This is a genomic window from Streptomyces sp. NPDC111628, assembly GCF_055635195.1.
In genome coordinates this window covers 503708-525953 of record NZ_JBVKBZ010000002.1, presented here as the reverse complement: position 1 = coordinate 525953, position 22246 = coordinate 503708, and the positions used below count along the sequence as shown (strand labels likewise).

The window sequence follows — 22246 nt, the reverse complement described above, 5'->3', positions numbered from 1 at the left end:
TGACACACGAGTTCTGGAGGACCTGATGGGAAGTCGTCTCACCGAAGAGCAGTCCGCGTTCGTCGCGGCCGTCAGAGACTTCGCCAAGCGCGAGTGCGGCACCCGGCAGCAGCGCGACGCGCTGACGGGCGAAGGCCGCGGGGCGCACCACCCCGGGCTGTACGGCAGGCTCGCCGGACTGGGCTGGCTCGGGGTGTGCCTGCCCGAGGAGTACGGAGGCGCCGGCGGCGGGCTCGCCGACGCCTGCCTCTTCCTGGAGGAGACCTCCTACGGGATGGTCCCGGCCGGCGGATTCATCACCACCGTCATCGCCGCCAAGGCCTACGAGCGGTTCGGCACCGAGAAGCAGCGGCACGAGGTGCTGTCCGGTGCCGTGCGCGGCGACGTCCTGTCCATCGCCATGTCCGAACCGGAGGCCGGTTCGGACGTCGGCGCGCTGCGGTGCCGGGCCCGGCGGACGCCCGACGGGACGTGGCTGATCGACGGGCAGAAGACCTGGATATCCAACGCCCACTGCGCACGGAGCATCCTGCTGGTGGCCCGCACCGGCGAGGACAAGCACGGCGGACTGACCATGTTCCACCTGCCGGCCGACACCCCGGGCGTGGAGGTGCGGGGCATCGAGACCATGGGTGGCCGGGAGGTCAACGACGTCTTCCTCACCGGCGTCCGGCTGCCCGCCGACGCCGTGGTGGGACAGGTCGACGGCGGCTGGCGGCAGTTGATGGCCGGACTCAACTACGAGCGGCTCTTCCTGGCCTCGACCATGCTGGGCCTGGCCCGCCGCGCCTTCGACGACGCGCTCGGCTACGTCCGCGAGCGCGAGCAGTTCGGCCGTCCCGTCGGGTCCTTCCAGGCGCTGCGGCACCGGGTGGCCGACCTCGCCACCGAGATCGAGTGCACCCGGCTGCTGGTGCGCGAGGTGGCCCTGGACTGCGACGCCGAGCCCGACCGCCTGTTCCCGCGGGAGGCGTCGATGGCCAAGCTGAAGGCCACGGAGGTCGCCAAGCGGGCGGCCCTTGAGGGCATGCAGATGATGGGCGGCTACGGCTACACGACCGAGTTCGACATGGAGCGCCACCTGCGGGCCGCGGTCGTCTCCACGGTCTACGGCGGGACCAGCGAGATCCAGCGGGACGTGATCGGCAAGACGTACGGCCTCTGAGCCGGTTGCCGAACCGACGGCGCCGCCCGCTCCCCCCGGCCGGAGGGGGCGGGCGGCGCCGTCGGTTCGGCTGCCGAGTCCGTGCTCAGTCCCCGTACAGCCCGGCCAGCGCCTCGGCGTACTTGTCCCGGATGACCCGGCGCCGCATCTTCAGCGAGGGCGTCAGCTCGCCGGTCGCCGGACCCCATTCCCCGGCCAGCAGCTCGTACCGCTTCACCTGCTCGGTACGGCTGAGCCGGGAGTTGGCGGCGGCCACCGCCCGGTCCACCTCGGCCCGCACGGCCGGATGCGCCACCAGCCCGACGACCGTGCCGTCCGCCTCGACGCCGTGGGCCGCGGCCCAGGCCGGGGCGGCCTCCGCGTCCAGCACCAGCAGGGCGACGAGGTAGGAGCGCCGATCGCCGTGGACCAGGGCCTGACCGATCAGCGGGTGCTCCTTGAGCGCGTTCTCCACCAGGGCCGGAGAGACGTTCTTGCCGGTCGAGGTGACGATCATCTCCTTCTTCCGGTCGGTGAGCCAGAGGTAGCCGTCGTCGTCCGTCCGCCCGATGTCGCCGGTGGCCAGCCAGCCCTCGGCGTCCAGGGCGGAGCGCACCGATCCGTCCGGCCGGAGGTAGCCGGAGAAGACGGACTCGCCCCGCACCTCGATCTCGCCGTCCGCGGCGAGCCGGACCTCCACCGACTCCACGGGGCGTCCCACCGAGCCGATCCGGAACCCGGTCCGCGGGCTGTTGGTGGTGGCCACGCCGGTGGTCTCGGTCAGCCCCCAGGCATCCATGATCACGACACCGAACCCGGCCCAGAAGTCGACCACGTCGACCGGCATCGGCGCCGACGCGCTCGCCGCCCAGGTCACCCGGTCGAGGCCGCCCGCCGCGAGCAGCGGCAGCAGGACCTCCTCGCGGGCGCGGGCGTAGCGTTCCTCCAGCTCGGCGGGCGGCGACTCGCCCCGCTCGCGGTACCCGACGTGCTCGCGGGCCACCCCGGACGCGGCGTCGATGACCTCCCGCTGCTCGGCCGGCATCAGGGAGAGGACGGCCCGCACGCCGGCGCACAGCTTCTCCCAGATCCGCGGCACGCCGAAGAACTGCGCGGGACGCACCTTGCGCACGACCGTGCCCACGGCGGCCGGATCGGCGCAGAGATAGACGTGCGAAGCCCGGTGACAGGGCAGGTAGATGCCGAGCATCCGCTCCGCGATGTGGGCGAACGGCAGATAGCAGATGTGCTCCACGTGCGGCGGCAGCTCCACCACCGCGTCCAGCGCGAGGGCGTTGGCCAGCACCTGGCGGTGGGTCAGGACGACGCCCTTGGGCTCGCCCGTGGTGCCGGAGGTGTAGACGACGGTCAGCGGGTCGTCGGGGCTAGCGGCGTCCAACTCCTTGGCGAACCGCTCCGGTGCCGGCTCCCGCAGGAGGGCGGCGTACGAGACGTGGCTGCTGCCGCCCTCGGCGCCGGGCTCGGCCACCACGAGCCGCTCCAGCGGCGTATCGGCGTCGGTCAGCAACGGCTCCCACGCCTCCACGTGTGCCGCACCCTCCACCACGGCGAGGCGGGCCCGGCAGTTGCGGGCGATGTGGGTGACCTGCTCGGGGGCCGCGGTGCCGTAGACGCTGACCGGGATCGCGCCGAGGCGGACCAGCGCCAGGTCGGACAGCCAGTGCTCGGGCCGGTTGGCCATCATCAGCAGCACGTGGTCGCCGCGGCCGACGCCGAGTCCCGCGTAACCGGCGGCCAGGCGCTCGGTGTGCTCGTGGATCTCCGCCCAGGTGAGCGTCGTCCAGTCGCCGTTCCCGTCTCCCTCCGGCGCCAGCCAGGACAGACCGGGGAGCCGCGGGTAGTCACGGGCGTTGCGGGCCAGCAGCCGGGGCAGGGTGCGCCGGGCCGGGGCGCCGGGTGGTTCGCCGGCGGGGCGGGGCTCTGGAGTCATCGGGGCCTCCTTGCGGGTGGGTTGGAAACGCCGGAGTCAGAAGTCCGTGAAGGTCTCGCCGTGTTCCGCCTTGCGCAGCAGCAGGGCGGGTGGGGTGAAGCGCTCGCCGTAGCGGTCGGTCAGCTCGCGGGCACGGGCGACGAAGCCCGGCAGGCCGCCCTCGTAGCCGTTGATGTACTGGAGGACGCCGCCGGTCCAGCCGGGGAAGCCGATGCCGAAGATCGAACCGATGTTGGCATCGGCCACCGAGGTCAGCACGCCCTCCTCCAGGAGCTTGACGGTGTCCAGCGCCTCCGCGAAGAGCATCCGCTCCTGCATGTCGGCGAACGGGATTTCGTACCCGGGCTTCGTGAAATGCTCGCGCAGGCCCGGCCACAGCCCGGCCCGCCTGCCGTCCTCGCCGTACTCGTAGAACCCGGCGCCGCCGGAGCGTCCCGGGCGGCCGAACTCGTCGACCATGCGGTCGATGAGCGCCTCGGCGGGATGCGCTGCCCAGGTGCCGCCCGCTTCCTCCACCGCCCGCTTCGTCTCTTCGCGGATCTTGCGGGGCAGGGTGAGGGTCAGCTCGTCCATCAGGGACAGCACCTTGGCCGGGTAGCCAGCCTGGGCCGCCGCCTGCTCCACGGACGCGGGCTCGATGCCCTCCCCCACCATGGCGACGCCCTCGTTGATGAAGTGGCCGATGACCCGGGAGGTGAAGAAGCCCCGCGAGTCGTTGACGACGATCGGCGTCTTCTTGATCTGCCGGACCAGGTCGAAGGCCCGCGCCAGCGTCTCCTCCCCCGTCCGCTCCCCCTTGATGATCTCCACCAGCGGCATCCTGTCCACGGGCGAGAAGAAGTGCAGCCCGATGAAGTCGGCCTGCCGCTCGACGCCCTCGGCCAGCGCGGTGATGGGCAGTGTGGAGGTGTTCGAGCACAGCAGCGCGTCCGGGGCGACGACGTGCTCGATCTCCTGGAACACCTTGTGCTTGAGCGACGTGTCCTCGAACACCGCCTCGATCACCGCGTCACACCCCGCCAGATCCGCCGCCTCGGCGGTCGGCGTGATCCGCGCGAGCAGCGCGTCCGCCTTCTCCCGGCTCGTACGGCCCTTCGCCACGGCCCTCGCACACAGCTTCTCCGCATACGCCTTCCCCTTGACCGCCGACTCCAGGGAGACGTCCTTCAAAACCACCTCGATCCCCGCACGCGCACACGAGTAGGCGATGCCCGCGCCCATCATCCCCGCGCCCAGCACCGCCACCTTGCCGACCTTCCGGGACTCGACGCCGTGCGGACGGTTCGCGCCCGAGTTGACCGCCTGGAGATCGAAGAAGAACGCCTGGATCATGTTCTTGGTGATCTGACCGGTGACGAGTTCCGTCAGGTACCGGGCCTCCACGACGAAGGCCGTGTCCAGGTCGACCTGGGCCGTCTCCACGGCCGCGGCGAGGATGTTGCGCGGGGCCGGGCTCGGGGCGCCGCCGGTCCGCTTCCTGAGCAGCGCGGGAAGGGCGGAGAGCTGGGCCGCGAGCTTCGGGTGCGAGGGCGTGCCGCCGGGAATGCGGTGGCCCGGGGCGTCCCAAGGTTGCGCGGACTTCGGGTGGGCGTACACGAACGCCCGTGCCTTCGCTATGAGTTCGTCCCGGTCAGCGGCGATTTCGTCGACCAGTCCGGCTTCCAGGGCGTCGGCGGGCCCGTACTGGGTGCCTTCCAGGAGTACGGTCCGCAGGGCGTCCACGACGCCGAACATCCGGACGGTGCGGGTCACTCCCCCACCGCCCGGCAACAGGCCCAGGGTGACTTCGGGGAGCCCCACCCGGGCGGCCGGGGCGTCGAGGACCACGCGGTGGTGGCAGGCCAGCGCGATCTCGTAACCGCCGCCGAGCGCCGCACCGTTGATCGCCGCGACGACGGGCCTGCCCAGGGTCTCCAGGGCGCGCAGCGAGCGCTTGACGCGCATGCCCGCCTCGAAGGACTGCGGTGCGGTCGCCGGGGTGACGGAGATGAGGTCGCGCAGGTCGCCGCCCGCGAAGAAGCTCTTCTTGGCCGAGGTGACGACGACGCCGCGGATGTCGTCACGGCGGTCCACGAGCCGCTGCGCGACGGCGTCGAGCGAGTCGATGAATGCGGCGTTCATGGTGTTGGCGGACTGGCCCGGATCGTCCAGGACGAGGGTGACGACGCGGTCCTCGGACTCCTCCCAGCGGATGGTCGAGGGCCGTGCGGTGGTGTCCATGGCTGAGGTCTCCAGTGAGGTCTCGGGCGGCGGCGGCCGCACGGGGTTCAGATGCGCTCGACGATCGTGGCGATGCCCATGCCGCCGCCCACGCACAGGGTGGCGAGGCCGTAGCGCTTGTCCTGGCGCTCGAGTTCGTCGACGAGGGTGCCGAGGATCATCGCGCCGGTCGCGCCGAGCGGATGGCCGAGCGCGATCGCGCCGCCGTTGACGTTGACCCTGTCCAACGACAGGCCCATGTCCTTCACGAAGCGCAGGACCACCGCCGCGAACGCCTCGTTGATCTCGACCAGGTCGATGTCCTCGATCGTCAGACCGGCCTTGGCGAGGGCCTTGCGGGAGGCGGGAGCGGGGCCGGTCAGCATGATGGTCGGGTCGGCGCCCGAGACGGCGGCGGAGACGATCCGGGCCCGCGGGACGAGGCCGTAACGGTCACCGACCTCCTTGGAACCGATGGCGACCAGGGAGGCGCCGTCGACGATGCCGGAGGAGTTGCCCGCGTGGTGGACGTGGTCGATCTTCTCCACCCAGTGGTACTTCTGCAGCGCCACCGCGTCGAACCCGCCCAGCTCGCCGGGGAGCGCGAACGACGGCTTGAGCCCGGCCAGGCTCTCGGCGGTGGTGCCGGGCCGCATGTGCTCGTCCCGGTCCAGGACCGTCAGCCCGCTCCGCCGGTCCACGACGGGGACGACCGAACGGTCGAAGCGCCCGTCCTTCCAGGCGACGGCGGCCCGCTCCTGGGACCGGGCCGCGTACTCGTCCACGTCGCGGCGCGAGAAGCCCTCGATGGTCGCGATCAGGTCGGCGCCGATGCCCTGCGGGACGAAGCCGGTGTCGTGGTTGGTGCGCGGGTCCAGCGCCCAGGCGCTGCCGTCGCTGCCCATCGGAACGCGGGACATGGACTCGACGCCGCCCGCGAGGACCAGGTCCTCCCAACCGGAGCGCACCTTCATCGCGGCCATGTTGACCGCCTCAAGACCCGACGCGCAGAAGCGGTTCTCCTGCACCCCCGCCACCGTGTCCGGCAACCCGGCCGCGATCGCCGCGACACGGGCGATGTCCGAGCCCTGGTCACCGACCGGACCGACGACACCCAGCACGATGTCGTCCACGGCAGCCGGGTCCAGGCCGGGGAAACGGGCACGGATCTCATGGATGAGGCCGACGACCAGGTCGATCGGCTTCGTGCCGTGCAGGGCGCCGTTCGCCTTGCCGCGTCCACGCGGAGTGCGGATCGCGTCGTACACGTACGCTTCGGTGCTCACCTCGGGGGTCCTCCCAGTGGGTGTGTGACAGCCCGCGGCCGCGGGACGGGCAACGGTGGGGACGGACGGCGGCTCAACCAAGGAGGGAGCGGCCGATGATCTCCTTCATGATCTCGGTGGTGCCGCCGTAGATGGTCTGGATGCGCCCGTCGAGGAACGCCCGCGCCACCCGGTACTCGCTCATGTAGCCGTAGCCGCCGTGCAGTTGCAGGCAGCGGTCGACGACCCGCTTCTGGAGTTCGGTGGCCCACCACTTCGCCATCGAGGCGTGTACCGGGTCGAGCCGGCCCGCGACGTGCTCGGTGACGCAGCGGTCCACGAAGGTGCGGGTGACCGCCGCCTCGGTGGCCATCTCGGCGATCTCGAAGCGGACGTGCTGGAGCCTGGCCAGCGGCCGGCCGAAGGCCTCGCGCTCCTTCACGTAGCGCGTGGTGATGTCGAGGATCTCCTCGGCCGCCGCGGCGGCGCCGACCGCGATGGCGAGCCGCTCCTGGGCGAGGTTGCCCATCAGATAGGTGAAGGCGCGGTTCTCCTCGCCGAGCAGGTTCTCCTTGGGAACGCGTACGTCGTTGAAGAACAACTCGGCGGTGTCCTGGGCCTTCTGGCCGATCTTCGCGAGGTTGCGGCCGCGTTCGAAGCCGGCCGCGCCGCGTTCGACGACGAGCAGGCTCTGCCCGGCGCTGCCGCCCTCGGGCGTGGTCCGGGCGACCACGACGACGAGGTCGGCGAGGATGCCGTTGGAGATGAAGGTCTTCGAGCCGTTGAGCAGGTAGTGGTCGCCGCGGTCGGTGGCCGTGGTGCGGATGCCCTGGAGGTCGGAACCGGCGCCGGGTTCGGTCATGGCGATGGCGGTGACGATGTCGCCGGAGACGAAGCCGGGCAGCCAGCGCCGCTTCTGTTCCTCGGTGGCGAGCCGGGTGAGGTACGGGCCGACGATGTCGTTGTGCAGGCTCAGGGCCAGTCCGGAGGCTCCGGCGCGGGCGAACTCCTCGATGAGGACGGCGCTGTAGCGGAAGTCGTCGCTGCCACCACCGCCGTACTCCTCGTCGACGGCCGGTCCCAGCAGGCCCTGGCGGCCCGCCGAGTACCAGACCTCGCGGTCGACGACGCCGTTGCGTTCCCAGCGTTCGTGGTGCGGGGCCACCTCCTTGGCGAGGAAGGCGCGCACGGTGTCGCGGAAGGCCTCGTGATCGGGGCCGTACAGGTCTCGTCGGAAGGTCACAGCCAACCCCTCACTCGCTCGATCAGCCGGGCGGGCTCCGCTCCGACGGGCGTGACGTTGAGCATCGTCACGCCCGACTCGCGGAACGCCTCGACACGTTCGCGGACGTGGCCCTCGGGACCGGCCAGGCAGATCTGCTCCAGCAGTTCGGCGGGGACGGCGGCCTCCGCCTCCTTCTTGCGGCCCGCGAGGTAGTGCTCCTGGACCGCGGCCGCGGCGGCCTCGTAGCCGTAGGAGCAGATCAGGTCGTGGTAGAAGTTGCGGCCCGGGGCGCCCATGCCGCCGACGTACAGGGCGACGGTGGGGCGCATCAGGTCGCGGACCGCGTCGGCGTCGTCGTCGATGGCGAGCAGTCCGCCCGCGACGACCGCCAGCGGTCCCAGCGCGGGGTCGCGCTTCGCGGCGCCCTCTGCCAGGGCCGGGCCCCACACCTTGGCGGCGTGCTCGGGGGCGTAGAGGAACGGCAGCCAGCCGTCGGCCAGTTCGGCGGTCATCCGGACGTTGGCCGGGCCGAGCGCGGCGACGTGGACGGGGATGGTGTCGCGCACCGGGTGGGTGAGCAGCTTGAGGGGTTTGCCGAGGGTGCCGCCCTTCTCGGGCGGCAGGGGCAGGTCGGTGATGCCGTGGTGCTCGATCACCTCGCGCCGCCAGATCCGCCGCGACAGCTCGATGACCTCGCGGGTGCGGCCCAGCGGGCGGTCGTAGCGGCGGCCGTGCCAGCCCTCGACGACCTGGGGCCCGGAGGCGCCGATGCCGAGGAGGGCCCGGCCGCCGGTGAGGGCGTCGAGTCCGGCGGCGGTCTGGGCGATCAGGGCGGGGCTGCGCGAGTAGACGTTCAGGATGGCCGAACCGATGCGCATGCGCTCGGTCCTGGCGGCCAGGTATCCCATGATCGTCGGGGAGTCTAAGCCGTAGGCCTCGGCCACCCAGACGGCGTCGAGTCCGGCGGACTCCAGAGCGGCGGCCCGGTCCACGGCCGTCCGCGGGTCGCCCGTGTACGTCAGGGGTGAGGACAGTTCCATCAGCGGCGGTCCTTAGGCGGCTCGGGCAGGTGGGCCAGGTGGGGCAGGTCCCAGTCACGGGCCACGTCGGCGGTGTGCGCGCCGGGGACGGCGGGCGGCAGGCGCAGGGTGCCGGGGGTGGCGGAGAAGCGGGGCGCGGGTGCGGGCTGGGTGACGCCGTGTGCCTCGGTGTAGGTGCCGCGGCCGGTCAGGTGCGGGTGGTCCGCCGCCTCGCGCAGGGAGAGGACGGGGGCGACGCAGGCGTCGGTGCCCTCGAAGACGGTCGTCCACTCCTCGCGGGAGGCGGTCTTGAAGCGGGCGGTGAACAGGGCTTGGAGCTCGGGCCAGTTGCGCGGGTCCGAGCGGTCCGGCAGGTCGTCCCCGGTCAGGCCCAGCAGGGTGACGAAGGTGGTGTAGAAGCGCGGTTCCAGGGCGCCGACCGCCATCCAGCCGCCGTCGCCGGTCTCGTACGCGCGGTAGTACGGGCAGCCTCCGTCGAGGAGGTTGCTCCCGCGGGCCTCGCGCCAGGTCCCCGCGGCGAGCATGCCCCAGAAGAGCGCGGTGAGGTGGGCCGTGCCGTCGACGATCGCGGCGTCCACGACCTGGCCGCGGCCGGTGGCACGGGCGGTGAGCAGCGCGGCCAGGACGCCGGTGGTCAGGTAGAGCGAGCCGCCCGCGTAGTCGCCGAGCAGGTTGGCGGGGACGGCGGGCGGTCCGTCCGGTGTCCCGATCATGGAGAGGGCGCCTGCCGTGGCGATGTAGCCGATGTCGTGTCCGGCCCGGGGCGCGAGCGGGCCCCGCTGGCCCCAGCCCGTCATCCGGCCGTACACCAGGGCGGGGTTGGCGGCCATGCACTCCTCGGGGCCGACCCCGAGCCGCTCCGCGACCCCCGGGCGGTATCCCTCCACCAGGATGTCCGCGCGTGCGGCCAGGGCCCGTACGGTCTCCGGTCCGCCGGGGGCCTTGAGGTCGACCAGGACCGAGCGCTTGTTGCGGTTGGTCACGTCGTGGGCGGGGTCACCGGCGAGCGGGCCGGGGGTGGGGCGGTCGACGCGCACCACGTCGGCGCCCAGGTCGCCGAGCAGCATGGCGGCGAACGGGCCGGGACCGATACCGGCCAGCTCGAGAACGCGCACGCCGTCCAGCGGACCGGCGCAGGCCCGGGTGGGGGGATCAGGGGGGTGGTGGCTCATGGGTTCCTCTCTCGGGGCGCGGGGGGACTCGCCGCCGCGCGACCGGGACCGTACTGAGCGTTCGCTAAGAACGTAGAAGCGTCCTGTCGATCGGTCAACGCCCTGAACGGCAAGAGTTTCCGCGGTACTTGACGGTCGGAGGGGGCGAAGTCGCACACTTGCCCCCGTGGATCCGCCACTCCTCTCCCGCGATCGCTTATCGATCGCTAAGCTCCCGAGGAAGGCACCGATTCCGAGGAGACGTTGGTGAGCACCGAGCAGAGCCAGGACAGCAAGGCCACGGCGCGGCACTGGCGTTCCTACGGACCGCCGGACCTGCACCCGATCCTGGTGCACGCCATGGAGGCCTTCAACGAACACGGCTACCACGGCACTTCGGTCCGCAACATCGCCGGCCGGGTCGGCGTCACCGTGCCCGCGCTGTACTACCACTACGAGAACAAGCAGGCGCTGCTGGCCACCCTGCTGGAGACGTCCATCAAGGACGTCCTGGACCGTTGCCGGGCGGCGGCCGCGGAGGCGGGACCCGCTCCCCTGGCGCGGTTCTGCGGCATGGTCGAGTCGATCGTGCTCTACATGGCCCACCGGAGGTCGCTGGCGTTCCTGGACACCGAGATACGCAGCCTGGAGCCGACCAACCGGGCGCGTTACGTGGCCCTGCGCGACTACCTCCAGCACATGCTGCTCGACACGGTCGAAGCCGGCCGCGCCGAGGGCGTGTTCACCACTCCGATCCCCGCCGACGCCGTCCGCGCGGTCCTGATCATGTGCCAGGGCGTCGCCAACTGGTTCCGCCCCGACGGGCCCCTCACCGCGGAACAGGTCGCCGAACGCCACGTCCTGCTGAGCCTCGGCACCGTGGGGCACCCGGCGCCCTCCCACGCCCTCCAGGACCCGGCACCGTACAGCTCCCGATGACATCGACGAGAGGACGCCCCTCATGGACCAGCTTCAGGCCCGTTCCCGCTTCCAGGCGCTCCGCGACACGAAGGGCCGGGTGGAGGCGGCCGCGCTGGACGAGGTGTGGGCCGTACTGGAGACCGTCCGGCCCGAGGAGATCCTCGGCGAGTGGAAGGGCGGCGAGTTCGACACCGGCCACCCGCTCAACGGCGAGCTGGCGAAGGCGGGCTGGTACGGCAAGACCTTCACCTCGGTGCACGACGCCAAGCCGCTGATGTGCCGGGACACGGCGGGCGAGCTGTACTCCAACCTGGAGCTGGGCAAGGGCGAGGCCAGCCTGTGGACGGTGGAGTTCCGCGGCGAGTCCACGGCCACGATGGTCTATGACGGCCGCCCGGTCCTCGACCACTTCAAGCGGGTGGACGACACCACCCTCATGGGCATCATGAACGCCAAGGGCGTGCCCGCCGAGGGCCCTTACTACTACTTCTTCCTGGAGCGCGCGTGAGGCGTGCCCGTGCCGCGGTCGTCCGGGAGCCGGGCGCCCCGTTCACCGTCCGGGAGGTGGAGCTGGAGGACCCGCGTCCGCGCGAGATGCTGGTCAGGATGACCGCGGCCGGGGTGTGCCACACGGACCTGGGAATCCAGGCCGGCTGGCCCCGGCGGCTGACCCCCATGGTCTTCGGCCACGAGGGCGCCGGCCGGGTCGAGGCGGTGGGCGCGGAGGTGACCGGTGTCGTGCCGGGGGACACCGTCTGCCTCACCTTCGCCAGCTGCGGCGTGTGCGGGCAGTGCGGCGCGGGGCATCCGGCGTACTGCGACACGGCGCGGGACCTCAACCTCTCCGGCGGGCGCGGGGACGGCAGCACCCCGCTCCGCCTGGACGGCGCCCCGCTGCACGGCGGGTTCTTCGGACAGTCCAGCTTCGCCACGTACGCCGTGGTGCACGAGCGCGGAGTGGTCAAGGTGCCCGCCGATCTGCCGCCCGCGCTCGCCGCACCCCTGGGCTGCGGAGGCCAGACCGGGGCGGGGACGGTGCTCAACCGGCTGTGCCCCGAGCCGGGCAGCTCGCTCGTGGTGCTCGGGGCCGGCGGGGTGGGGCTGAGCGCGCTGATGGCCGCGGTGGCCGTGGGCTGCGATCCGGTGGTGGCCGTCGACCCGGTCGCCTCCCGGCGGGACCTGGCCCTCGCACTCGGCGCCCGGGCCGCCCTGCCGCCGGACGACGCTCTCGTCGCGGCGGTGCGGGAGCTCACCGACGGCGGGGCGCACCACGTCGTGGACACCACGGGCCGGCCCGAGATGCTCGACCGGGCCGTCGCGGCACTGCGTCCGCGCGGTGCGCTCGCCCTCCTCGGCCTCGGCGGCGAGGTGACGTTCGACCTGATGCGCCTGATGACCAAGGGGGTCCGCCTCCACGGGGTGATGGAGGGCGACTCCGACCCCGCCCGCTTCGTCCCGGAGCTGATCGCCCTGCACCGGCGCGGGCTCTTCCCGGTGGACCGGTTGGTCACCACGTTCGCCTTCGAGGAGATCGGCGCCGCCGTGGCCGCCATGCGCGACGGAAGCGCGGTGAAGCCGGTCCTCACCTTCGCCTGAAGGGGGCGGGGCGCCCCGGGAGAGGTGTGGTTGACTGAACCGCATGGTCCCGCCCCCGTCTCCGCCCCTCCGGCCGTGACCGTCGATCCGACCACGGCCGCCCGGCCCCGCAACCGCAGGCAGCTCATCGTCGAGGCGGCGGGCCGGGCCTTCAGCGAACGCGGCTACCACCGGGCGTCCATGGAGGAGATCGCCGCGGGCGTCGGCATCACCGCGGCGGCCCTGTACCGCCACTTCCCGAACAAGTACGCGCTCTTCGCCGAGTGCGCCGACGTCATGGCCCAGGGCCTGGTCGCCGCGCTCGACGAGGTGCCGCCCGGGGCGCCCCTGACGGACGTGCTCGACGCCGTCGCCGGGGTCACGGTCGCGTACCGGGCGTCGGGGGGCGTCTACCGGTGGGAGGCCCGCTACCTCAACCGTGAGGACCGCAGGCGCCTGCGGGCGACGTTCGGGCAAGTCGTCGGGCGGGTCGACGAGGCGGTGCGGCGGGAGTACCCGCCGGCCGACGAGCGGCTGCGGGCCGTGGCCGCCCTGGGTGCGATCGGTTCCGTCACGATGCACCGCACCTCGATCGCCGCGCGCCGGGCGGAGAGCCTGCTGTCGGCGTCGGCGCTGCGCGTGGCCGCCGCCGGCCCGGCCGCGGTGGGCGACGGCGTCCGCCCGGTCGAGCTGCCCGCCCAGCCGGTGCCGCGGACCCGGCGCGCGGAGATCCTCGCCGCCGCCGTCCCGCTGTTCGCGCGGGACGGGTTCGCCAACGTCACCAACGGCCAGATCGCACGGGAGGTGGGGCTGGCCCCGTCGGCGCTGTACCGCCACTACCCCGGCAAGGTCGACATCCTGGCGGCGGCGTGCCTCCAGGCGGCGGGTCTGCTGGCCCAGGGAGTGGAGCGGAACCTGCGCGAGGTGACCGGCCCGCACGAGGCCGTGGTCGCGCTGGCGGCCACCTATGTCGCCTACAGCTTCGAGTACACCGCGCTCAACAGCGTCGCGGAGGCCGAGTTGGCCGGGTTGCCCGCGGAACTGCGGCGGCCCCTGGTCCACGCGCAGCGGGAGCACATCGCCGTCTGGGAGCAGCAGCTGCGGCTGGCCCGCCCGGAACTCGACCCGCGTCAGGCCCGGGTGCTGGTGCACGCGGGGTTCGGGGTGGTGGTCGAGGCCGGCCGCAGGCTGCGCTGGCGGGACGGCCCCGGCCACCGTGACGCCGTGACCGCGCTGGTCGTGGCGGCCCTGGGCCTGTGAGCGCGCGCCGGGCGGACCGAGGAGTCAGCCCGGCCTGTTCCCGGTGGGGATGGTGATCGGGGTGGTGTTCCCGGAGGAACCCTTGTTGAGGAACAGCATGGCCAGGGCGCGCACGAACTGGTCGACCAGGTAGAAGGTGCCGGGCATGATCGGCGACAGTCCCTCCCGGAACTTGATGTACGCCGGCCACGCGGTGCGGACCAGGGCCGCCGCCACGGGGTCGCGCCGCAGCCCCAGCCAGTCGCCGACCTCGTCGCTGAGGACGTAGCGCACGAACTCGTTCAGGAATCCGCGGGTGACGCCGAGGTCGATCTGCGCGGTCAGCCCGAGCAGTTCCTCGGCGAGCTTGATGCCCTCGGTGGTCGGGGCGAGGATCGGGGTCAGCACCTGCGCGGACTGCGCCTCCGCGGCCGCCCAGGTCTTGGGGATGTACTCGTCCGGCACCCCCAGCAGGTGGAGGGCGACCTGCCAGGAGTGCAGGAACGCCTCCTGGTCCTCGGCCGGGAACGGGACCTTCCACTCGATCAGCTTGCTGCGTACGTAGGTGCCCAGGCTGTGGAAGGTGACCAGGATGTCGGCGGCGCTGATCGGAATGTCCTGGTCCGCGCCGGACGTCCAGTGCGGCGACCGCGGCAGCAGGTGCCGGACCGCGGCGTGCACCAGCCGGGTCTTGTTGGCGGTGACGACGAACTGCCCCGTCGGCTCGAACGCCTTCAGCTGGGACAGGTCGTAGCCGAACGTGAACGTCTTCGCGGCCCGGTCCTGCATGTCGGCGCCGCCGGCCGACCAGTAGACGCTCCTGGCCTCGCGCGGGATGACGGTGCTCATGATGCCGCTGCCGAGGCCGTACAGCATGAACAGGTACGTGTCCCGGCGCCGGTTGAAGTCGGCCGCGCGGGCCAGCTTGGTCCGGTCGGCCCAGGACGGCAGCCGGTTGACCTGCCGCAGATGCGCCGTGAGCTCGGCCGGGAAACCGCCGGGCAGCGGGTCGGCGTTGTTCACCCACCCGGCCATCGCGGTGTTGACCGACGGAACGCTGCCGTTCTCGAGCAGCGCGGCCATCAGGGGATCCGTCGCGCTGTCCCACACATACTCCGGATCGGCGCCCGCGCCGGCGCCGGCCACCGAGTCCGCCGACGGCCACGCCCACGCCTTCGCGCCGTCCGCCACGCCCACGAGCCCGAGTGCGACACCGAGCGACAGGACTCCTCGCCTACTGAGATTCTCCATTGACTTAACCCGCTTCCCTGAGGGTCAGACGGCTAACTGAGTCGTTTCTGCACGTCAGTTGAGTGACCACCACACTTCAAGTCCTGCCGAGTGATGTGATTTCTCATTAACATAGCGAGGCGGGAGGGCGGGAGCAATGGGCGTGACGGAGGGTTCGTCGGGACCGCGTCACACGCATGGGGGCGGTTCGACGGGCGCGGCCCGATCGGCAGCAGGGGCCCGCGCGCAGCGTCTCCCTGCTAAATTCTGAGCATGTCACGGGGGACGGATCCGTACGTGGCGGGCGCAACAGACCGCCGGGTCGCTCTGGCCCATGAGTGGGACGAACTGGTAGCCCGGGTGCGACGGTTGGGACCGCGGTTCGCCTCCTTCCTGGCACCACCGCGCGCACAGGATCTCGCCTCGGCGGTCGGCGACGGCACCGCCGTGCTGATCAACGTGGCAAGGGAGTGCCACGCACTCCTGGTGACGGCCTCCGGGGTGACGGCCGTGCCGCTGCCCGGTCTGTCCGCCACGGAGATCGCCGAGCGCGCCGAACAGCACCTGACGGCACTCCGCCGAACGGACCTGGCCGCTCAGCAGGTGCACCACACCCAGGAGCGGGCCCGGCTGCGCAAGGTTCCCGCCACCTACCAGGCCCACCATGCGGCGAAGCTCGAGATGGCCGAGTCCCAGGCCGAGTTGGACCGGACCCTTCTGCCCCAGCTCGCCTGGCTCTGGGACACCGTCGCCGAGCCGGTCCTTCGCGCGATCGGCTCTCCCGCAACGGCGGGCGCCGAGGCCCGACACAGAATCTGGTGGTGTCCGACCGGGTTGCTGTCCTTCCTCCCGCTCCACGCTGCCGGGTACCACGACAGAAGCGGACACACGGTCCTCGACCGCGCCGTCTCCTCCTGCGTCCCGACCCTCCGGGCGCTGGCGAGGGCGGCCCATTCGCCAGAACCGGAGCCGGCGGAGACCGACAAGCTGCTGGTGGTCGCCGTCCAGGAGGCGGACGGAATGTCTCCCCTCCCTCAGGTCGGCGAGGAACTCCGGCTGCTCGAGGGCATGTTCGGGCCCGACCGGCTGACCGTGCTGGAGGGCCCGGACGCCACTCGGGAGGCCGTCCTCGGCCAACTGCCCAAGCACCGCTGGGCTCACTTCAGTTGCCACGGCCGACAGGATCCGCTCGCCCCGTCCACGGGCGGACTCCTCCTCACCGACGGAGTCCTGAGCATCAAGGAACTCGGTGCCCGCTCCTACAATGGCGACTTCGCCTTCCTCTCAGCCTGTATGACGGCTGCCGGCGGCCTCTCGCTGAGCGACGAGGCCATCACCGTCGGGGCCGCGCTGCACTACTCGGGCTTCCGGCACGTGGTGGCGGCCCTGTGGTCGATCGACGCCGACACGGCGACCGCACTCACCGGTGACGTCTTCGGTTCACTGACGCGCGGCGGACGGTTCCGCCCGCAGTCCTCCGCGGCCGCCGTCACGGAGGCCGTGATCAGGCTGAGGAACGACACCCCCGAACACCCCAGCAGGTGGGCGGCGTTCACCCACATCGGCCCCTGACCCGCCCGCTGCACACCACAAGAGGGGGCTCCCCATGGCACTCGTCCCGTACGAAGAGGTCAACCAGCGCTCGTTCGAGGAGGAATCCGCCAAGCGGTTCACTCTCGTCCAGATCGCGAAGGGCACCGCAGAACTCCGCGGCCCGTGCCCGCGCTGCGGCACGGCCATCCAGATTCCCCTCGTCAACGGCACCTACAAGAGCTTCCGGCTGTGGCGCCGCACCAGCGTCCGCCCGACTCCGCCGCCCGGACAGGTCCACGAGGAGACAGTCATCTGCACCTGCGAGGAGGACCACCCCGGCCGGCCGGAGGGCAAGATCGGCTGCGGTGCCTACTGGTGCCTCGAGATCACCACGTCGTGAGCGCGTCCCTGCGTCCGGGCCGCCCCGCGGACCCGTCCGACGCCGCCCACGCACAGGAGCACCATCGAACCCTGCGGGCCGAACTCGCGCTGGTGCGCGAGTCCGCCCACTCGTGGCGGATCGGTCTGGGAGGCCTGCTCCTCGCACTGATCGGCTTCAGCCTGATCCGGGGCCCCAGCGAAGTCGACAAGGTGGCGCCACCCTGGCACGCGGTCATCGGCTGCTTGCTGCTCGTGTCCCTCGCCACCGGCGGGTACGGCGCCTACCGCCTGCTCAGCGCACACAACGGCAGACCCCGGACACGTCCGGTCGACCTCGGTTCCTCCCCGTCCACGCAGAACCACCTGCTGGCCCTGACGGCCTTGCGGGACCTGCGTCACGGGATCACCGCGACGTTGCTCTGCACGGTGTTCCTGGTGGCCGCCGTGGGCACCACCTGGTACGGGCCGGAGAAGCAGAAGCCAAAACTGCTGGTGCGCACGGCGACAGGTGCCGTTCTGTGCGGCGACGCGGCGACCGGCGACGGACGCCGGCTCACCGTGCAGACGAAGTCCGGGCGCGTCGGCGTGGCGCTGTCGGACGTCCTCGTCATGGAGACGGTGGAGAAGTGTCCATGACGGAACGATCCGGTGAGCAGGACACGCACGAGGAACGGTTCTACCTCGTGGAGCACCCGGAGACGGCCCGGCTGTCCGACCTGAACACCGCCGTCGAGGCAAACGAGGCCCTGCTCGCCGCTCGCCCCGGCTCTCCCCTTCGCTGGCTCTACCAGGCGCACACAGGCGACCTCCGTGCCGCACGGGGCGCACGGACGGACAACCGGGAGGATCTGATCCGGGCCGCCGAACTGCTGAGAGCGGCGGCAGCGGACCCGTCGCCCTCGATCCCGCCCGGCCAACGCGGGAGGGTCCTCTTCAATCTCGGCAACCTGCTCACCAAGGAGGAACTCGCCGCATCGTTCACCACCTTGAGCGAGGGCGTCGACGCCTACCGGCAGGCACTCGAACTACTGACCGGCGCGGAGCGCCTCGCCTGTGTCTCCAACATGCTGCCGGAACTGCTGGCCGTTGCCGACCGCTCGGGTCGTCCCGAGCCGCGCGAGGAGGCCCGGGACCTCGCCCTCCGGTTCCTGGACGAGGCCGCCACGCATCCCGTCTCGGAGACCGGCGTCTGGAACGCGGCGATCAGATGCCTCGATACGGAGCCGGTTCCGACGGATCTGCACCTCCGCCTGATCGCCAAGGCGGAGTCACTCGTCCGGCAACCCGCGTCCGACGACGTCCGCGGGCTGCGGTTCCACCGGCTGGAGAGACTGCTGAAAGCGTGCTGGGAACGGACCGGGGAACGCCGATTCCTGAGACGGGCGGTCGAGGCCGGCCGACAGGCCGTGGCGCTGTGCCCCACCGAGGGCAAGATGATGGCCAACCTGGCACTCGCCCTCAGGGAGGCCGGCGCACTCGACGGAGATCCGGAACTCCTCGCGGAGGCCGTCCGCTTCTTCCTCAGAGCCCTGGAGCTCACCCCCGCGGAGTCCGCCGATCATCCGTCGATGCGGGGCGATCTGGCCGGCATCCGCGTCCTCCTGAGCGAATACCGGGACCAGGACGAGAATCTGCGCGCCGCTCTGCACGAGACCACAGAGGTCGTCGAACACGGCAGGCGCACGGGGAACTCCGGGCTCGTGCGGACCTTCCTCCCGAACCTCGCGCTGGTGCGACTGCGGCTGGGGATGGTGACCGACGACCGGGGCCTGAAGGCCGATGCCCTCGACGCATACCGTGAAGCACTGAAGCTGCACCGGCCGCCCGGCACCCGCGCCCGGCTGCTTGCCAATTACGGCTCCGCGCTGGCCCAGCTCGCCGAGCACGACGACCGGCCGGCCGGCAAGCTCCACGAGGCCGACCAGGCCATGGCCGAAGCTCTCGTCCTGCTGCCGGACGACGAACCACAACTGGCGGAGTTCCTGCACTCCTACGCGGTCAACGCACTCACGCTGACGGTGCACGACGATACGGCGACGACCCTCGACAGGGCCATCGACGCGTGGGAACGCGTCCTCGCCCGGGCCACGGCGTGCTCCCTCGCCGAACCGGCCCATCTGTGCCGGAAGCTCTTGGCCGTCCACTACTGGCGTCGCTACGACGGCACAGCGGATGTGGGAGATCTCGGACGAGCCGTCGACCACGGTGCACACGTGCTGCGCGACCCACGGCAGGATCTCGGAGCCGAACTGCTGTTACTCACCGTCTACGCGGTCGGCGAGGCCTACCGACTGCGCGCACTGGTCACCCACGACCCCGCCGACTTCGAGCACGCCATCGCGTCGGCGGCCGAGGTACTGGAGTGGCCGGACCTCCCCCAGGACATGCGACAGGACTTCCTCACCGCCCGATCCGCCACCCTCAACGACCGCTTCAACGTCTTCGGCCGGCCGTCCGATCTCGACGCGGCGCTGGCCTTCGCCCAGCAGGCGGTCGCCGTTCCCGTACCCACGGGGCCGAAGTCAGGTACTCGTCATCAGCTGGCCGCCTGCCTCAGCCAGAAGTACCAGCAGAGCGGCCTGGTCGAGCACCTGGACCGGGCGGTGGAGATCTGGCGCGCCGCCCGGTCGGCCATCCGCTCGAGACTCGGTGAGGACGACGACCCGCCGACCGTGTCCTACACGGGCTCCGATCTCTCCGTCATCCACAACCTGTCGACCACCCTCGCCCAGCGCTACCAACTCCACCAGATCCCCTCGGACCTCGACGAGGCGCTGGACGCGATGGCGATCGTGCTCCGCCACACCTCCGCGAACCGGCCCGCCCGGCCGGACCGGTTGACCTCCGCGGCGAACATGTTCCGCAGCCGCTGGTCGCGCGACGCCGCGCCCGACGACCTCAGCCGGGCCCTGTCGTACGCGGAAGAGGCCGTCGCCACCGCGCGTCCGGGGTCACACACCCACCTCAACGCGGTCACCGCCCTGCTCGCCATCCACACCGGCAACCGGGACGGCCACGGTGGCGGGGGCCTTGAGGACGACGGCGGCCACGCCGAGTCGCGCGACCGGGCCATCGAGCTCGGTGTCCGGCTGGCCGAGTCGGCAAACGTCGCAACCCTCCGGAGGGGGATCCTGCTGACGCACAACACCGCCATGACGCTGCACCGGCGGTGGCGTGCCTCCCGGGACCACAGCGATCTGGACCGCTCCATCTCCCTCCTCCGGCAGGTGCTCCAGCAGGTCGGCCTCGAAGGCTCCCCGCTGTCGGCTCTGGCGCTGGGCTGGACGCTGCTCGATCACTCACGGACGGAGGCCACGGCGTGCTCACCAGGTTCGCCGCTGTCCGCGGCGGAGGCGCGCCGGGGAGCCGCAGCCGCCTTCCGCAGCGTGGCCACCTCCGCCACCGCCCCCACCAGTGCCCGCTTTCAGGCCGCCCGCGACTGGGCCACGGTCACCGGCCACCCGGACGAGGAGACGTTGGCGGCCTGTCGGCAGTTGATGGAACTCATGCCACTGGTGGCCTGGGTGGGAGCTCCTCGCACCGTCCGGGAGACGGTCCTCGATGACGAGTCGGCCCTGGCCCGCATGGCGGCCCTGGCCGCTCTGGAGGCGGGTCGGCCCGGCGACGCGGTGGAGTTCCTGGAGCTGGGACGCGGTGTCCTGTGGTCCCAGAGCCTCGACCTGCGCACCGACCTCACCGAGATCGAGGAGGCGGATCCGGAACTCGGCGCCCGGCTCGCCGCGGTCCGCGAGGCACTGGAGAGCTCCACGACGGATTCCGGGGCGGCGGACCTCCCCGTCGTCGCCGAGTCTTCCGTACCGGCTCCCCCGGACCCCGTCGACCCCGACTGGGAGGCGGTCATCCTACGGGTGGAAGAGATGTCTGCGAGCGGTGCCCGGGGCGACCTCTACGACCACCTCGGTCCGCTGACCACCGCCGACGATCCCCGTGTCGCCGGCTACGCGGAATTCGGCCGGGGGCTCGCTCTCATCGACCGCGGGGAACCGGAGGCCGCCCGCGAGGCACTCGCCCGCGCCGCCGCACACGACGGCCCCTTCGCCTCCGCCGCTGCCAACACGCTGGGGGACCTGCTGGTGGCGGCCGACGACTACGGGGCCGCACGCGCTGCCTACGAACGGGCCCGCGACTCGGCCGACCAGGAGCAATCCGGGGCGGCGGCCGCGGGCCTGCGCCGTCTGGACGAGATCGAAGCCGCGGAGAACCGGCTCGACCACGGTCTGGCCCGTGCCCTCGTGCTCGGTGACGTCCCGCAGCTCATCGGGGTCGCGGTTGGCCTGTTGCAGCAGAGACGGTTCGCCGACTGCCGCCTCTTCGTGGAGCGTGCTTTCCCGCACATCCCGTCCGAGGACCAGCCGTCGACGGCCCCGTTCCTGGCGCTTGTCCGCGGGCGGACAGGTGACGTCCCCGGAGCCCGCAGCGCCTGGGAACACGCCCTCAGCAGCGACGACCCCGAGACGGCCGCAAACGCCGCCCTGAGTCTCGGCGATCTCCTGGCCGGTGAGTACACACTCGACGAAGCCCGCTCCGCCTACGCCCGTGCCCAGGACTTCCCTGGCACGGCCGACGAAGCCCATGCCCACCTCGCGGCTCTCTCGGCCCCTCCCCCGGAGGAGACCTCCGTCGCCCGGGCTCCCCGCCTCACGTTCGACTACGGACACTGGCTGGCCCACCGCCGCCCCGCGGAGGAAGCCCTCGCCGTCCTCGAGCAGGCCCTCGCCGCAGGGTGCGCCGACCCCCGCGCCCACTACTACGTCTTCGAGGTCGTCAGGCTCCGCAACGAACCCTCGACACAGTGGATGAGGGAACGCCTCCACCGTGTGCTCGCCCGGTCCCCCGATCCCGGTTCGCCCTTGGCTCTCATCACCAGGGCGCGCCTGCGCCAGCTCCGCGGAGACGAGGAAGGCTCCGTGCGCATCCTCGACGACGCCTACGGCGCCGCCATCGCCCGGGGCGACGCCGAACTCGCCGCCGTAGCCGCCCTGGTGCAGGCCACACACCACCAGCACGTCGAGAACGTCGACGCCGCCCATGACGCCTACCAACGGGCCATCCGCTCGGGCCACCCCGAACTCTCCCCGACCGCCGCCTACTGGATGGCGGTCATGCTCGACGAGGCAGGCCGCGGGGACGAGGCCCGCGCCACCTACCGGCACATCATGATCAGCGGCCACCCGGTCCAGGGCGGCATGGCAGCTTTCACCCTCGGCATGAGCCTGGGCGGGGCCGGTGACGTCGACGGCGCCGTCGAGGCGTTCACGTGGGCCGCCAACGGGGTCTGGGAACAGTCGGCGGCCGACGCCAGGACCATGCTCGCGAGACTCTCCGCCGACCCACCCGACCGCCCCGCCTCATAGCAGGTGCGCGAGAGCGG

The 22246-nt window shown here is 72.0% G+C and carries 16 protein-coding genes; 9 read left to right on the top strand and 7 right to left on the bottom strand.

The window, feature by feature from the left end:
• The first annotated feature begins 25 nt into the window (after positions 1-25).
• Positions 26-1165 (top strand): acyl-CoA dehydrogenase family protein, encoded by a 1140-nt coding sequence (locus ACZ7MF_RS10165; protein WP_471475687.1) that lies wholly within the window; start codon positions 26-28, stop codon positions 1163-1165.
• Between the two features lie 85 nt (positions 1166-1250).
• Here the strand turns inward: ACZ7MF_RS10165 and ACZ7MF_RS10160 are convergent, their stop codons facing one another.
• From ACZ7MF_RS10160 to ACZ7MF_RS10135, 6 genes are all read right to left on the bottom strand, one after another.
• Positions 1251-3095, bottom strand: coding sequence for an AMP-dependent synthetase/ligase (locus ACZ7MF_RS10160; RefSeq protein ID WP_471475685.1), 1845 nt, complete (start codon positions 3093-3095; stop codon positions 1251-1253).
• Positions 3096-3131: 36 nt separating this feature from the next.
• Positions 3132-5315 carry a 3-hydroxyacyl-CoA dehydrogenase NAD-binding domain-containing protein gene (locus ACZ7MF_RS10155; protein ID WP_471475684.1) on the bottom strand — a complete coding sequence of 728 codons (2184 nt, stop codon included), beginning with the start codon at positions 5313-5315 and terminating at the stop codon, positions 3132-3134.
• Between the two features lie 47 nt (positions 5316-5362).
• The gene (locus ACZ7MF_RS10150) at positions 5363-6580 is read right to left on the bottom strand and encodes an acetyl-CoA C-acetyltransferase (protein ID WP_471475683.1); all 1218 of its coding nucleotides are present in this window, start codon (positions 6578-6580) and stop codon (positions 5363-5365) included.
• Positions 6581-6653: 73 nt separating this feature from the next.
• The gene (locus tag ACZ7MF_RS10145; protein WP_471475682.1) at positions 6654-7802 is read right to left on the bottom strand and encodes a long-chain specific acyl-CoA dehydrogenase; all 1149 of its coding nucleotides are present in this window, start codon (positions 7800-7802) and stop codon (positions 6654-6656) included.
• The gene (locus ACZ7MF_RS10140; protein WP_471475681.1) at positions 7799-8824 is read right to left on the bottom strand and encodes an LLM class F420-dependent oxidoreductase; all 1026 of its coding nucleotides are present in this window, start codon (positions 8822-8824) and stop codon (positions 7799-7801) included. Before ACZ7MF_RS10140 ends, ACZ7MF_RS10145 begins: the two co-directional genes overlap by 4 nt.
• Positions 8824-9996 carry a CaiB/BaiF CoA transferase family protein gene (locus ACZ7MF_RS10135; RefSeq protein ID WP_471475680.1) on the bottom strand — a complete coding sequence of 391 codons (1173 nt, stop codon included), beginning with the start codon at positions 9994-9996 and terminating at the stop codon, positions 8824-8826. Before ACZ7MF_RS10135 ends, ACZ7MF_RS10140 begins: the two co-directional genes overlap by 1 nt.
• 246 nt (positions 9997-10242) lie before the next feature.
• Between ACZ7MF_RS10135 and ACZ7MF_RS10130 the strand changes: the two genes are divergently transcribed.
• The 4 genes from ACZ7MF_RS10130 (at position 10243) to ACZ7MF_RS10115 (ending at position 13731) form a co-directional block, all read left to right on the top strand.
• Positions 10243-10914, top strand: a complete 672-nt coding sequence (locus tag ACZ7MF_RS10130; RefSeq protein ID WP_471475679.1) for a TetR/AcrR family transcriptional regulator — start codon at positions 10243-10245, stop codon at positions 10912-10914.
• Between the two features lie 22 nt (positions 10915-10936).
• Entirely contained in the window at positions 10937-11404 is a 468-nt protein-coding gene (locus tag ACZ7MF_RS10125; protein ID WP_471475678.1) for a DUF4334 domain-containing protein, read from the top strand.
• Positions 11401-12492: an NAD(P)-dependent alcohol dehydrogenase gene (locus ACZ7MF_RS10120; RefSeq protein WP_471475676.1), complete on the top strand. Its 1092-nt coding sequence runs from the start codon at positions 11401-11403 to the stop codon at positions 12490-12492. Before ACZ7MF_RS10125 ends, ACZ7MF_RS10120 begins: the two co-directional genes overlap by 4 nt.
• A 75-nt stretch (positions 12493-12567) precedes the next feature.
• The gene (locus ACZ7MF_RS10115; RefSeq protein WP_471475674.1) at positions 12568-13731 is read left to right on the top strand and encodes a TetR/AcrR family transcriptional regulator; all 1164 of its coding nucleotides are present in this window, start codon (positions 12568-12570) and stop codon (positions 13729-13731) included.
• Positions 13732-13755: 24 nt separating this feature from the next.
• Here ACZ7MF_RS10115 and ACZ7MF_RS10110 read toward each other — a convergent pair whose 3' ends face one another.
• Positions 13756-14961 carry an oxygenase MpaB family protein gene (locus ACZ7MF_RS10110; protein WP_471475672.1) on the bottom strand — a complete coding sequence of 402 codons (1206 nt, stop codon included), beginning with the start codon at positions 14959-14961 and terminating at the stop codon, positions 13756-13758.
• Between the two features lie 252 nt (positions 14962-15213).
• Between ACZ7MF_RS10110 and ACZ7MF_RS10105 the strand changes: the two genes are divergently transcribed.
• The 4 genes from ACZ7MF_RS10105 to ACZ7MF_RS10090 are packed head-to-tail and all read left to right on the top strand — an operon-like array spanning position 15214 to position 22229.
• Positions 15214-16512, top strand: a complete 1299-nt coding sequence (locus ACZ7MF_RS10105) for a CHAT domain-containing protein (protein ID WP_471475671.1) — start codon at positions 15214-15216, stop codon at positions 16510-16512.
• 34 nt (positions 16513-16546) lie between these two features.
• Complete coding sequence (locus tag ACZ7MF_RS10100) at positions 16547-16873, top strand: hypothetical protein (protein ID WP_471475670.1); 327 nt, start codon at positions 16547-16549, stop codon at positions 16871-16873.
• Positions 16870-17490, top strand: coding sequence for a hypothetical protein (locus ACZ7MF_RS10095; RefSeq protein ID WP_471475668.1), 621 nt, complete (start codon positions 16870-16872; stop codon positions 17488-17490). The genes ACZ7MF_RS10100 and ACZ7MF_RS10095 overlap by 4 nt, the downstream gene beginning before the upstream one ends.
• Complete coding sequence (locus tag ACZ7MF_RS10090; RefSeq protein WP_471475667.1) at positions 17487-22229, top strand: tetratricopeptide repeat protein; 4743 nt, start codon at positions 17487-17489, stop codon at positions 22227-22229. Before ACZ7MF_RS10095 ends, ACZ7MF_RS10090 begins: the two co-directional genes overlap by 4 nt.
• Positions 22230-22246: the final 17 nt, after the last annotated feature.